This is a genomic window from Brucella sp. BE17, from assembly GCF_039545455.1.
Taxonomy (GTDB): Bacteria; Pseudomonadota; Alphaproteobacteria; order Rhizobiales; family Rhizobiaceae; genus Brucella.
In genome coordinates, this window is the sequence record NZ_CP154468.1 from 140144 (window position 1) to 153156 (window position 13013).

A 13013-nucleotide genomic window follows, 5' to 3' on the forward strand; every position below is an offset into this window, starting at 1 on the left:
TGACACTCATCCTGTATCGGTTGGCATGGGCGTCTGCAGGCAATCCCCTTTTGCCGTGCCCGGCTCCTCCCTCAGGAATCGAGTTCAAAGTCTTACAAGAAAACATCTCTTATGCAATTACATTTCAAACCGTGGAAAATACCGGAAATACGCGAAAAACCGGGATTGGCTCACCCTGCGGAGTCTTGTCTTAGACTATTTGATTATCCCAGAACCGAAGCGAGAAACTCGCGCGTTCTCTCCTGTTTGGGATCGCCGAAAATCTCTTCTGGAACGCCCTGTTCGCAGATGCGGCCTTTATCGAAAAAGCAGATGCGGTCAGATACTTCGCGGGCAAAGCGCATCTCGTGGGTGACGAGCAGCATGGTCAGATCATGCTCATGCGCGAGACCGCGAATGACGGAAAGAACTTCGCCGACCAGCTGCGGATCAAGCGCCGAGGTTGGCTCGTCAAAAAGCAGAACCCGTGGCCGCATGGCGAGCGCACGCGCGATGGCGACGCGCTGCTGCTGGCCGCCGGAAAGCTGCGCCGGAAAATGATCCTTCTTGTCGGCCAGCCCCACCATCTTGAGCAATTGCAGCGCACGTTCTTCGGCTTCGCCGCGGGCAATCCCCAAAACCCTGACCGGCGCTTCAACCACATTGCGCAGCACCGTCATATGCGGAAAGAGATTGAAGCTTTGGAAAACCATGCCGACATGGTTGCGGATCTGGCGCAGGTGCTTTTCCGAAGCCTGAAACGGTCCTTTTCCGCCCGGTTGATGATAGGAGGTGCCTGCAAGCGACAAGCGTCCCTGCTGAAAGGGCTCGAGCGTCATCAGGATGCGCAAAACCGTCGATTTGCCGGACCCCGACGGCCCGATCAGTGTGACCTTTTCACCTCTTGCAACATCGAAATTGAAATTGTCGAGCACGGTGAGCGCGCCAAAACGCTTTGAGACGTCGGAAAACTCAATGATGGGTTGTTCGGATTTATCGGTCATCGCAACGATATTCCTGCTTTTGGAAGCGCTTTTTGCAAGCGGTGAAGTCCTGCGGAGCAGATTAGTGTCAGGAGGAGGAAGATCAGGCCAACCAGCGTCAGCGGTACGAGATATTCAAAGGTACGCTCGCCGATCATATTGGCAAGGCCCATCATCTCAAGGATGGTGATGACGGACAGCACCGGTGTTTCCTTGATCATCGCAACCATATAATTGCCCATTGCGGGCAGGATGCGCGGGATAGCTTGTGGAATAATGACATCGCGATAGGTCTGCATCCGTGTGAGGTTGAGCGCGGTCGCAGCCTCCCATTGGCCGCGCGAAATGGCTTCGATGCCGCCGCGATAGACCTCGGATGTATAGGCCGCATATTGCAATCCGAGCGCCAGCGCGCCGGTGAGGAAAGCAGGCAGAACGATGCCGAATTCCGGCAGCACGTAATAGAGAAAGAACAGCTGTACCAGAAGCGGCGTGTCGCGCAGGAACTCAACGATGAAGGCCGTCGGCCAGGAAATTGCCACGTTGCGGCTGCGGCGCAAAAGCGCAAAGACCAGCCCCAGCACCAACGCTATGGCAAAGCCCGAAACTGCCGCCTTCAGCGTGACGGTAAGCCCGATCAGGATTATTGGCAGGATGGAGGTCGCATAAGTGACCCATGTCGTGGTGTCCCATTCATATCCATACATCATGGTAATATCGTCCTCATGAATGAGCCGCACGCGGGAAGGCATTGCCTCGCCGCACCAGACGTTCGATCACCTTGACCGCAACCATCAGCACCAGCGACATGGCGAAGTAGCAGACGAGCGTGACCGAATAGATGCTTGTGCTGTCCAGTGTGATGTTGCGGATCGATTGCGCCGAAAACGTCAGATCGGCAATGGAAATGAACGACACAAGCGAGGACAGTTTGAGCGTTTCAATCGCGAGATTGCCGAAGGCTGGCATCATCTCCACGACAGCCTGCGGCAGGGAAATACGAAACAGCGTCTGGAAGCGATTGAAATTGAGGGCGCGGGCAGCTTCCAGTTGCTGCGGGGAGACGGAAGAAAGCGCACCGCGCACAATTTCCGCGCCATAACCGCCCGCATGCGCTGCCAGAACCAGAATGCCGGTGGTGACGGGATCAAAGCTCAGGCCTACCAGTGGCAGAGCGTAATAGAACCAGAAGAGCTGTACCAGCAGCGACGTTCCGCGAAAGACCTCGGTGTAACAAAGCGCTATCGCAGACAGGACGGGCCCGCCTTCGACACGCAAAATGCCGAAGACGAAGGCGAGCAGCGCGCCGATGGCAATCGCTGCAAGCGTGATCGTCATGGTGACGCTGGCACCTTTCATCAGCATTGGCAGATAGGCTGACCATTCCATGTCCAAGCCCTCCGATTTTCGAGCATAAGTCCTATCGGAGTGCAACGCGGATCGATAAGATTATGCTTAAAGTAAAGGAAGTTGAGACGCGCCAATCTGGTGATATCAGATCGAAACGCGCTCCAACAGACAGCGCCCGTCCCGAAGGCCGGGCGACACATTCAGCTTATTTTCCTGCGCAAAGATCGGCGACGTTCTTTTCGGCCGCAGCCGCGATGCTCTGTTCGGAAAGACCGTATTTTCCGAGGATCGTCTTGTATTCGTCGGTTTTGCGGAACTCGACCAGAGCCGCGTTGAAGGCGTCACGCAATTCCTTGTCTTCCGGGCGGAAGGCAAAGCCACCATAATTGCGCACCGGTGCATCGTTGACGATCGGATCTTCAAAGGGAGAAACCTGCTCGACCTGGGCTTGATCCTTGGCGAGTTCCGAAACCGTCAGTTCGGTTGCGGCATAGGCATCAGCGCGGCTCTGTACGGTCGGGATCGCATCGGCATTGGCCGGAACGAAGATGATCTGCTCGTCCTTGACGCCGACTGCACGCAGGAAGTCGACATTATTGGCACCCGACACCACGGCCACCTTGAGCGCTGGGTCTTTGGCAATGTCCGCATAAGTCTTCAAACCCTTAGGATTGCCCTTCTTGACCAGAAGGCCCTCGCCATAAGACGAGTTTGGCTCGGTGAAAGCGACCTGTTTGCAGCGCTCGGGCGAAATATTCTGCTCGGCTGCGGCAAAGTCGAAGCGTTTCGCCTTAAGTCCAGGGATCAGCGTACCAAATGGGGTCACCGTCCAGTTGACCTCCTCAATGCCCATGGTCTTCAAAACCGCATTGGCGACATCGGGACCGATACCGGCGGACGTCCCGTCGGGCTGCATGTAGGAATAGGGCACTTCATTGGCTGTTGCGGCGCGGATATAGCCCTGTTCCTTGGCTTCATCGAGCGTCAGCGCGCTCAGTGATGCAGTGGACAGGCACATTGCGAGGACGGAAAGTCCGGCGATCTTGATCATGCTCATGTTCATTCTCCTCTGGTTGTTTTGAGCGGTCCGTTTTCGGATCTCGCTTTGATATGCTGTTTAGTTCTTCTCCGTGATCGTGGCGATGACGGAAAGGCAGTCGCCAGCCTTGATGAGGCCGGGCACGTGGCGCGCCGCCAACACGCCGTCCATGGCTGCCTGATACTGGTGCGGCGCGACACCCGTTCTACCCAAAGGGTAGACGCAGGCGATGGTTTCACCGGCTTTGACCGGGTCGCCGAGATTGCACGTAAAGGCCACCAGCCCGGCATCTTGCGCGAAAGTGAAGCAGTCGCTTGATGGCATGTCCAGCCAAAGTGTTGGTTGTGCCCCAATCTCGCCCTGCAATATCCCTGCATGACGCAGCAGGTTGAGGCTGCCTTTGCGTGCAATGTCGATGGAGCGGGCGCTTGCCGTCCCGGCACCGCCAAGCTCGGTGGTGACGAAAACCTTGCCCATTTCCTCAACAGTCGTATCGAGCATACCCACGGCGTCGATTTCCAGCATCTTCATCGAATAGGGTGCGCCGAAAGCCGCAACCGCTTCAAAACAGCGTGCTTCCTGATCCTTGCCCGGCAGTTCGTGGGCAGCGGCATAAGGCAGGAAGTCGAGCGTTCTGCCGCCAGAATGAAAGTCGAGCACGATATCGGCAAGCGGTATCAGGTGGCGCGTGACATAATCGGCGATCTTTTCCGTCACCGTCCCGTCGGGGCGGCCGGGAAAGCTGCGGTTGAGATTACCGCGATCGATCGGTGAGGTGCGTGTTCCGGCGCAAAACGCTGGATAATTGAGCGCTGGAACAATGATGACACGTCCGTTGATCTTTGCCGGATCGAGCGTGCGTGCAAGTTCGAAAAGTGCGACCGGCCCCTCATATTCGTCGCCATGATTGGCACCGGTAAAAAGCGCGGTCGGGCCTTCGCCATTGGCAATCACGCATATCGGGATCATCACTGACCCCCAGGCGCTGTCATCGCGGCTGTAAGGCAGGCGCAGATGGCCGTGTTGTACGCCTTGCGCATTAAAGTCGACCGAGGCAACGATGGGTGAGGGGCGGGGCAGGGCGGTCAGCATTGCATCAGCCTTTCACAAACAGCTGACGCGGCACGTTGGACAGGCATTCGACGCCGCTCTCAGTGATCGCGATGCTTTCGGTGATTTCCAGCCCCATATCCTCCAGCCAGAGGCCGGTCATGAAATGGAAGGTCATGCCGGGTACAAGCTCAGTACGGTCGCCCGGACGCAGGCTCATGGTGCGCTCGCCCCAGTCCGGCGGATAGGAAAGCCCGATTGGATAACCGGTGCGGTTATCCTTGATAATCCCGTATTTTTTCAAAACGGCGAAGAAGGCGTTGGCGATATCCTCACAGCTGTTGCCCGGCCGTGCCGCAGCAAGCCCCGCTTCCATGCCTTCCAGCGTTGCTTTTTCCGCATCGAGAAATGCTTGCGTCGGCTTGCCAAGAAACACGGTGCGCGACAGCGGGCAATGATAGCGCTTATAGGCACCGGCAATCTCGAAAAATGTGCCTTCGCCCGAGCGCATCGGTTTGTCGTCCCAGGTCAGATGCGGCGCGGAAGCATCAGTGCCTGAAGGCAGAAGCGGAACGATTGCCGGGTAGTCCCCGCCAAATTCCTCCGTGCCGCGAATACCAGCATCGTAAATTTCTGCAACGAGATCGCATTTGCGCATACCGGGTTCGACCACCTCGACGATGCGTTGGTGCATGCGCTCGACGATCTTGCCAGCCTTGCGCATATAATCGAGTTCCGTCGGGCTTTTAACCGCACGCTGCCAGTTGACGAGCCCCGCCGCATCCTTGAAGCGGGCATTTGGCAGATGCTTTTTCAGGGACGCAAAAGCCGCCGCCGAGAAATAATAATTGTCCATCTCGACTGCGATGGTCAGTCCCGCCCATTTGCGCTCTTCGATGATCTGGGACAGAAGATCCATCGGGTGGCGCTCGCTCGACTGCACGTAGTGATCGGGGTAGCCGATGATGTTGTCGTGGTCGAGATAGGCGGTGCGTTTGGCGCCATTGGCATCCTGCTTGCGCCCATACCAGATCGGTTCGCCGTCCGGCGGCACCAGAACACATTGATGCACATAAAAGGACCAGCCGTCATAGCCCGTGAGCCAGTGCATGTTGGATGGATCGGTGACGATCAGAAGATCGATGCCGTCGCGTTCCATCGCTTGCCGGGTTTTGGCAAGGCGCTCGGAATATTCCGTGCGCGTAAAATTCAGCGTCACACTCACGCCGCATCTCCCATTTTGATGTCGTTGTCGATTGTCTGGCCGTGTCCCGCATCTCTTGCGCGGGTAAGAGCCAGATTGGCGATTGCCGTGTCCTGTACGCCGGTGCCGGTAAGATCGGCGAAGGTGATAGTGTCAGCACTGGCGCGTCCCTGCGCCTCTCCGGCAATCACCGCGCCAAGCTCGGCGAATGGCTGATTGGCCGATACAAGCCCTACATCGATGGCGTGATGCAATTCGCCGAGAATACGCGTCTGCGTGATGCGGTCGGCAAAATAGGTTGCACGTGTGAAAACGGCCGGATCGATCTCGTTTTTGTGCTCGCTATCCGAGCCCATCGCGGTCAGGTGCTGCCCTGTTTCAAGCCATTCCGACATCAGGACGGGCTTCTCGGCGGGCGTCGTGGTGACGATGATGTCCGCCCCCTTTACTGCTTCGTGCGCATCGGTCATGGCCGTGATTTCGATGCCGTGTTTGCGGGCCAATTCTCCGGCAAGTTTTTGCGCCTTGTCCTGATCACGCGCCCAGATGCGCGCCGATGTGATCGGACGCACCAGCATCAAGGCTTCAAGTTGCAACCGCGCCTGCATGCCCGCGCCAAAGATCGTTGCGATAGATGCGTCTTCACGCGCGAGGTGCCGTGCCGCAACCGCACCTGCGGCAGCTGTGCGCACATCGGTGAGATAGCCATTATCGAGAAGAAGTGCTTCCACCAGTCCGGTTCTGGCGCTCAGCACGATCATTAGACCGTTGAGGCTCGGCAGGCCGAGTTTGGGGTTGTCGAAAAAACCGGGGCTGATCTTGATCGCAAAACCGTCGAGACCGGGGACATAGGCGGTTTTGACGTCGACTTCACCGCGAAATTCGGGAATATCGAGCCGCATGATCGGTGGCATGGCGACCTGCTTTGTGGCAAGGGCTGCAAAGGCCTGCTCAACACAATCGACGGCGGAAATATCAAGTGTGACAATCGCACGGAGGTCATTTTGCGTGAGAATGGTAACGTGGCTCATGCGGCGGTCCCCGCTACGATTTTCCGATGCAGTTCAGGATCAATATTATTGCCGGAGACGATAAGGGCGGTGGTGCCAGTGGGTTTGACCTTGCCGGAAAGTAGCGCTGCAATGCCGACAGCCGCAGCCCCTTCGATAACTTCGCCCTCTTCAAGGGCTGCATGGCGAATGCCGCGTGCGATCTCGTCTTCGCTGACCAGCACGATCTGATCGAGAAATGCGCGGCAAAGCGCGAAGGTCACGCGGTTTGCAAGGCCGATGCCACCGCCAAGCGAATCCGCAAGGCTTTCCTCCTCGGTAAGGACAACCGGTTGCCCAGCCATGATGGAGGCATGCATGGCTGCGCCGTTCTGCATTGAAATGCCGATGATGCGCGTCTGCGGCTTCACGGCCTTCACAGCAGCGGCTATGCCGCCTGCAAGCCCGCCGCCGGAAAGCGGTATAAGCACAGTTGCGAGATCCGGCAGGTCCTCGATAATTTCTAGCCCGATCGTGCCTTGACCGGCAACGATCTCGGCATGGTCGAAAGGCGGGATCGGTGTCAGGCCACGGGCCTTAATCAACCGCTCGACTTCGTCCTGTGCGTCGTCCTGCGATGTGCCGACGATGGATATTTCCGCTCCAAGCGCACGGATCGCCTCAACCTTGTTACCCGGAACCAGAGCCGACATGCATATCGTAGCTGCAATACCGAGTTTTTGCGCTGCATAGGCGACAGCGCGGCCATGATTGCCGGTTGATGCGGTGACGAGGCCACGATTGCGTTGCGTTTCATCCAGAGCGAGAATGGCGTTCATCGCGCCGCGCAGCTTGAAGGCACCAATGGGCTGACGTGTTTCGAGTTTGAGATACACGGCCTGACCGGTTTTTTCGGAGAGAGTCTTTGAGCGCACAAGCGGTGTTCGTGCCACATGCCCGCTGATGCGCACGCCAGCCCGCTCGATGTCTGCCAGCTCGACTGGCAGCCCCTTATTTTCGTTTGTTACAGGCCGGAGATCGCTCTTCATGATTGTCATGTTGGTAGCGAAGTAAAATCGTGTCAATTATTATATTGTCATGATTCAATTATTGACCGGATTGGTTAGCCGATGGAGCCTATATCATAGACCGGTGGCAATTGCTCAAACGTCTGGCGTACGGTCGTCAACGCTCTAGCGAGGTCTTCTTTGCTCATACGGCCGCCAAGACAGATGCGGATGCCGCCGCCGTTGCCTGGCCCTGCGATAAAGGGGTCGGAAGGTGTGACCGCGACATTCTGGTTGGCAAGCGCGCGGACCAGACCCTCCTCGGTCCAATGATGGGGAACGCCCAGCCAGACGCAGAGCGAAAGCGGGTGGCTGGAGGCGATGTGGTCGCCGAGGATTTCAGAAGCGATAGACTGGCGCGCCCGCGCCTCGCCACGCTGTATTTCCAGCAGTCGCCATGCCGTGCCGTCCTCAATCCAGCGTGTGGCGATTTCACCGCTAAGATAAGTACCGCTCCAGCTCGAGACACGCAGGATCGATGCCGCGCGGATGGAATAGGCCGGAGGAACGACAAGATAACCGACCCTGAGACCGGTCAGCACCGTCTTGGTGAAACTCGTCGCAAAAAACCCAAGCTCGGGCAGCATTTCGGTAATTGACGGCAAGTCCTCGTCCAGCATCGGTCGATAGACCTCGTCTTCGATGACAAAAATGCCGTAGCGCTCGGCAATCGCAGCGATCTCGCGCCGCCGCGCAGCACTCGCGACGTGGCTGGTCGGATTGTTGAGCGTCGGGATCAATACCAGCGTTCGCACGCCACCCGCAGCACAAGCGGCTTCCAGCGCGTCGGGTACTATTCCCTCATCATCTGTCGGCAGCCCTTTCAGGCTGAAGCCCAATATATTGGAAAGGCCGATTATGCCGTGGTCGGTGAGGTTTTCACACAGGACCATGTCACCGGAGCGGATGATGCAGCTTAGGGCTAGAAAAATACCGTGTGCCGCGCCATTGGTAACCAGAATACGATCGGATCCGGCTGAGACGCCAAGCGGGCGAAGCCATGAACGCGCAGCTTCTCGATGATGCATCAGGCCCGCGATCGGACGGCAGGGGCGCATGAAGCTCGAATTATCAGTCTCGGCGAGCGCCCGAAACACAGCGCGCGAAGCGGTTTCATGTGCGTCCAGATAGACGCCGCGAATGATCGACAGGTCGAGCACTTCATTGGGGCTGTGATCGAGCATCATGCGACCGGCGCGGTCCGTCACGCGCGCCTTGACGAAAGTGCCGCGACCGATCTCGCCGCTCAGATAACCAAGCCGTTCCGCCTCCTTATAGGCCAGACTGACCGTCTGTATCGAAAGGCCAAGTTCGTGCGCCAGATCGCGATGCGTTGGCATGCGATCCATCGGCTTGAGCCGACCGGATTCGATATCGGCGATGATGCAGCCCGTCAGTGCAGCATGTTTGGTTTCCCCCTTCTGCTTGACGAGAACCGGCTTCCACACCACTGGTTTGACTGTCGGGGTCGGCTGGCTTAGCGATGAATTGGCATGACCGTGCATGAAATTGTCTCGTTTTAGGAAGAAAATTTCATGACATTATGCATGGTTTCATCCAAAGATGAAGCATTAAGCAGGATCAGCGGCGATTGTGCGCAAGATATGCACAATCGCCCTAAAACGCGCGGCGATCTGATTTTATCAGTTCGCCGCTCTAACGCTTTGATTTGAAGCGCATCCTATTTGAAAACCCTGTGACAATTTTCAGGATGCGCTCTGTTGTTCCATCAGAGCTTTTGGCCTTCCTGAACCAGTTCATCCATGACGGAGCGCACAGCCGATTCCGCTATTGCAACGATCTCGTCGATTTCCGCCTTCGTCACCACAAGAGGTGGTGAAAAACCGAGAATATCGCCGTGCGGCATGGCGCGTGCGATGAGGCCGCGATTGCGCGCGGCTTTTGAAACACGTGCGCCGACTGTGAGACCTGGTGCAAAGCGTGTCTTCTTTTCACGATCCGCCACGAATTCGATCGCTCCCATCAGGCCGACTCCACGAACTTCCCCGACGATTGGAAGCTGCGCGAATTTGGCTTGCAGCTGCTCCTGAAAATAGCCGCCGACGTCGCGAGCATTGCCCGGCAGGTCCTCTTTTTCAACGATATCGAGAACTGCATTGGCCGCAGCCGCGCCAATGGGGTGGCCGGAATAGGTATAGCCATGCGAAAAGGCGCCGACGCGGTCCGCCCCATCTTCGAGCACCTTGTAGACCTTTTCGCCGACAATAGCGCCGGAAAGCGGGAAATAGGCCGATGTCAACCCTTTGGCGACAGTTATGAGGTCAGGCGCGATGCCATAATGCTGCGAGCCGAACATCGAACCGGTGCGCCCGAAGCCGGTGATCACTTCATCAGCGATGAGCAGGATGTCATATTTTTTAAGGACCTTCTGGATGTCTTCCCAATAGCCCTCTGGCGGCGGGGTAATGCCGCCTGTGCCAAGCACCGGCTCGGCAATAAAGGCCCCGACTGTTTCCGGGTCTTCACGCAGGATCAGCGCTTCAAGCTCGTCGGCACGGCGTCTGGAGAATTCGCGCTCCGTCTCCCCCGCTTCCCCGCCCCAATAATGATGCGGAGCGCCGGTATGGAGAATGCCGGCACGCGGCAGGTCCATGTGGTCATGATAAAAGCTCATGCCGGTCATCGAGCCGGAAACCACACTGCACCCGTGATAGCCGCGCTCGCGCGAAATGATCTTCTTCTTATTCGGCTTGCCGCGCAGATTGTTGTAATACCACACCAGCTTGGCCTGTGTTTCGTTGGCATCCGATCCCGACATGCCATAAAAAACCTTGCTCATTTTGCCTGGTGCCATTTTCACCAGACGGTCGGAAAGGACCGCCAGCTCATCCGTCGTGTGTGCTGCATAAGAATGATAATAGGCGAGGCGATGGGCCTGACGCGAAATGGCTTCGGCAACCTCGGTGCGGCCATAGCCGATATTGACGCAATAAAGCCCGGCAAAACCATCGATCAGCTGATTGCCATGCGCATCCTCGATGCGGATGCCCTTGCCGGTTTCGACAATGGTCGGATCACCCAGCTTGCCGCTGGCAAAATCCTTGAGCTGCGTGAAGGGGTGCAGAACCGAATTGCGGTCCATCTCTGCGATCTGGTCGAGGTTAACAGTCATGGCAAGTTTTCCTTTCATGCAGCGAGATTGCCGAAGCAGACATATTTTGCTTCGAGATATTCAAGAAGGCCGTGACGCGAACCCTCGCGCCCAAGACCGGATTGCTTCCAGCCGCCGAACGGGATCGGAGCGCCTGTGAATTTGGGCGTGTTGACGGCAACCATGCCGTATTCGAGCCGGTCGGTCAGACGCATCGCGCGGCTAAGATCGTTGGTGTAAACATAGGCCGCCAGCCCCATTTCGCTGGCATTGGCGCGCTCTATTACGTCGCTCTCGCCATCGAATGGCAGGATTGCGGCGACCGGTCCAAAGGTTTCCTCGCGGGCGATCAGCATGTCGTCGGAAACATCGGTAAGCACGGTTGGCGTGACGAAATTGCCGCCAAGCGGGCTGTCCTGACCGCCACAGACAAGACGGGCACCGGCGCTAAGCGCCTGCGCAATCTGCTCACGGCATTTTTCAGCGACCGAAGGCCGTGTCATCGGCCCGATATCGGTGCCAGGTTCAAGCCCGTGACCCACGGTGAGTTGAGACGCGGCGCTGGCGAACTGGTCGACGAAGCGCTCATAGACATTGCGCTGGACATAGATACGATTGACGGCGAGACAATCCTGCCCGGAGGTTGCAAATTTTGCGCCGATAGCACCCGCGACCGCTTTATCGAGATCGGCATCATCAAACAGGATGAAGGGCGCATGACCGCCAAGTTCTAGCGAGGCTTTCTTGATCGTCTGTGCCGATTGGGTGAGCAGGATACGACCGACGTCGGTCGAACCGGTGAACGAAAAACCGCGCACATCGGCATGCTGCAATAGACGACTTGCGAGCGGTGCGGCTTCTCCGGTCAAAACCTGAAAAACACCCGGTGGTATGCCCACTTCCTGGGCAAGTTTTGCAAGTGCGAGTGCCGAAAGTGGCGTTTCGGGTGCGGGTTTGACGATCATCGTGCATCCGGCGGCAAGCGCAGCACCTGCCTTGCGCGTGATCATTGCCGACGGGAAGTTCCACGGCGTTATGGCAACGGTGACGCCGAGCGGCTGCATCTGTACTGAAAGGCGGCTGCCGCGCAGATGGCTCGGAATGGTTTCGCCATAGGCGCGCTCGCCTTCCGCGGCAAACCAGTCGAGAAAATCTGCGCCATAGGAAACTTCGCCGAGCGATTCTTTGAGCGGCTTTCCCTGTTCAGCTGTCATCAGGACAGCAAGATCGTCTGCATTGTCACGCATTAGCTGCGCCCAGCTGCGCAGCACCCGACCGCGTTCTGTGGGAAGCCTGTCGCGCCAGTCGAGGAAAGCGCGGCGGGCGGTATCGACTGCCACATCGGCATCGTTGAGCGAGCAGGCGGCGACATCAGCAAGATGGTCGCCGGTTGCCGGATCGCTCACGGCCACAACGGCATCGCGCTCCACCCATACCCCGTTTAAAAATGCACGGTGCTCAATGAGATCGGGCCGTTTCAGGTTTTTCAAGGCGGCAGAAGCAATGCCTTTCATGGGCGGACTCCGGTTGGGGTTTACACAAGCCTAACCGGAGACCAATATGGAATTTATGCGTTACCCATTTAGAAAACGCAGGAATTAGGCATTATTCTCAATCATACGCAGGATTTCTGCATGACTACGCTCGATCGCGCCGACAAGGCGCTACTGAACGCAATACAGAAGAACAACCGCCTCACCTCGGAAGAACTGGCCGGGATCGTGAACCTGTCGCCGACGGCATGCCAGCGGCGTCTGAAGCGCCTGCGCGAAGAAGGGGTGATCGAGGCCGATGTTTCGATCGTTTCGCCCAAGGCCGTGGGGCGCAGTATTACGATGATTGTTCTTGTTTCGCTTGAGCGCGAACGAGCTGATATCGTCGACCGTTTCAAGGCGGCCATCCGCGCAACCAGGGAAGTGATGATCGGCTATTATGTAACGGGTGATGCCGATTTCATTCTGGTGGTGACCGCACGCGACATGGAAGATTATGAAACCTTTACGCGCCGTTTCTTTTACGAGAACCACGATATTAAGGGTTTCAAGACAATGGTCGTAATGGACCGGGTGAAGGCAGGCTTTAGTTTTCCAATCGATGATTGACAGATCGTAAGTCGGGTCGAATTTGGTTGTGACAGGCATCCGCATTGCCTGATTGTGGAAAAAATGCAGTCATCCTTGCGGACGGATGCCGGACAGGAATTGTGAAGCCGGTGTTGAATTCAAGTCATTGATTTATAA

At 57.1% G+C, this 13013-nt stretch carries 12 protein-coding genes; 1 reads left to right on the forward strand and 11 read right to left on the reverse strand.

Translation table 11 applies throughout. The features are described from left to right. Positions 1-203: 203 nt before the first annotated feature. The 11 genes from ehuA to AAIB41_RS12165 form a co-directional block, all read right to left on the reverse strand. Positions 204-983, reverse strand: coding sequence for an ectoine/hydroxyectoine ABC transporter ATP-binding protein EhuA (gene ehuA / locus AAIB41_RS12115; protein ID WP_343315544.1), 780 nt, complete (start codon positions 981-983; stop codon positions 204-206). After that, complete coding sequence (gene ehuD, locus AAIB41_RS12120; protein WP_343316136.1) at positions 980-1672, reverse strand: ectoine/hydroxyectoine ABC transporter permease subunit EhuD; 693 nt, start codon at positions 1670-1672, stop codon at positions 980-982. Before ehuD ends, ehuA begins: the two co-directional genes overlap by 4 nt. Before the next feature lie 13 nt (positions 1673-1685). Then, positions 1686-2351 (reverse strand): ectoine/hydroxyectoine ABC transporter permease subunit EhuC, encoded by a 666-nt coding sequence (gene ehuC / locus AAIB41_RS12125; RefSeq protein WP_343315545.1) that lies wholly within the window; start codon positions 2349-2351, stop codon positions 1686-1688. 166 nt (positions 2352-2517) lie between these two features. Continuing rightward, positions 2518-3369, reverse strand: a complete 852-nt coding sequence (ehuB, locus tag AAIB41_RS12130) for an ectoine/hydroxyectoine ABC transporter substrate-binding protein EhuB (RefSeq protein WP_343315546.1) — start codon at positions 3367-3369, stop codon at positions 2518-2520. A gap of 60 nt (positions 3370-3429) precedes the next feature. Further along, positions 3430-4443 (reverse strand): N(2)-acetyl-L-2,4-diaminobutanoate deacetylase DoeB, encoded by a 1014-nt coding sequence (gene doeB / locus AAIB41_RS12135; RefSeq protein ID WP_343315547.1) that lies wholly within the window; start codon positions 4441-4443, stop codon positions 3430-3432. A 4-nt stretch (positions 4444-4447) separates the two neighbouring features. After that, a complete protein-coding gene (doeA, locus tag AAIB41_RS12140; protein WP_343315548.1) occupies positions 4448-5626 on the reverse strand; it encodes an ectoine hydrolase DoeA in 1179 nt (392 codons plus the stop codon). Further along, positions 5623-6636, reverse strand: a complete 1014-nt coding sequence (gene eutC / locus AAIB41_RS12145) for an ectoine utilization protein EutC (RefSeq protein WP_343315549.1) — start codon at positions 6634-6636, stop codon at positions 5623-5625. Before eutC ends, doeA begins: the two co-directional genes overlap by 4 nt. After that, a complete protein-coding gene (gene eutB / locus AAIB41_RS12150) occupies positions 6633-7652 on the reverse strand; it encodes a hydroxyectoine utilization dehydratase EutB (protein WP_343315550.1) in 1020 nt (339 codons plus the stop codon). Before eutB ends, eutC begins: the two co-directional genes overlap by 4 nt. A gap of 65 nt (positions 7653-7717) precedes the next feature. Further along, complete coding sequence (locus AAIB41_RS12155; RefSeq protein WP_343315551.1) at positions 7718-9166, reverse strand: PLP-dependent aminotransferase family protein; 1449 nt, start codon at positions 9164-9166, stop codon at positions 7718-7720. Between the two features lie 224 nt (positions 9167-9390). Beyond that, a complete protein-coding gene (locus AAIB41_RS12160; RefSeq protein WP_343315552.1) occupies positions 9391-10794 on the reverse strand; it encodes an aspartate aminotransferase family protein in 1404 nt (467 codons plus the stop codon). Between the two features lie 14 nt (positions 10795-10808). Then, the gene (locus tag AAIB41_RS12165) at positions 10809-12287 is read right to left on the reverse strand and encodes an NAD-dependent succinate-semialdehyde dehydrogenase (RefSeq protein ID WP_343315553.1); all 1479 of its coding nucleotides are present in this window, start codon (positions 12285-12287) and stop codon (positions 10809-10811) included. Positions 12288-12407: 120 nt separating this feature from the next. Here AAIB41_RS12165 and AAIB41_RS12170 point away from each other — a divergent pair, with 120 nt between their 5' ends. Further along, positions 12408-12875, forward strand: coding sequence for an Lrp/AsnC family transcriptional regulator (locus tag AAIB41_RS12170; protein ID WP_343315554.1), 468 nt, complete (start codon positions 12408-12410; stop codon positions 12873-12875). Positions 12876-13013 lie beyond the last annotated feature (138 nt).

Bases quoted from the DNA above. Each gene is read 5' to 3' on its own strand.
- AAIB41_RS12165 (WP_343315553.1), bottom strand. From the start codon at position 12,287: ATGAAAGGCATTGCTTCTGCCGCCTTGAAAAACCTGAAACGGCCCGAT.
- eutC (WP_343315549.1), bottom strand. From the start codon at position 6,636: ATGAGCCACGTTACCATTCTCACGCAAAATGACCTCCGTGCGATTGTC.
- ehuD (WP_343316136.1), bottom strand. From the start codon at position 1,672: ATGATGTATGGATATGAATGGGACACCACGACATGGGTCACTTATGCG.
- ehuC (WP_343315545.1), bottom strand. From the start codon at position 2,351: ATGGAATGGTCAGCCTATCTGCCAATGCTGATGAAAGGTGCCAGCGTC.
- AAIB41_RS12155 (WP_343315551.1), bottom strand. From the start codon at position 9,166: ATGCACGGTCATGCCAATTCATCGCTAAGCCAGCCGACCCCGACAGTC.
- ehuA (WP_343315544.1), bottom strand. From the start codon at position 983: ATGACCGATAAATCCGAACAACCCATCATTGAGTTTTCCGACGTCTCA.
- eutB (WP_343315550.1), bottom strand. From the start codon at position 7,652: ATGACAATCATGAAGAGCGATCTCCGGCCTGTAACAAACGAAAATAAG.
- doeB (WP_343315547.1), bottom strand. From the start codon at position 4,443: ATGCTGACCGCCCTGCCCCGCCCCTCACCCATCGTTGCCTCGGTCGAC.
- AAIB41_RS12160 (WP_343315552.1), bottom strand. From the start codon at position 10,794: ATGACTGTTAACCTCGACCAGATCGCAGAGATGGACCGCAATTCGGTT.
- AAIB41_RS12170 (WP_343315554.1), top strand. From the start codon at position 12,408: ATGACTACGCTCGATCGCGCCGACAAGGCGCTACTGAACGCAATACAG.
- ehuB (WP_343315546.1), bottom strand. From the start codon at position 3,369: ATGAGCATGATCAAGATCGCCGGACTTTCCGTCCTCGCAATGTGCCTG.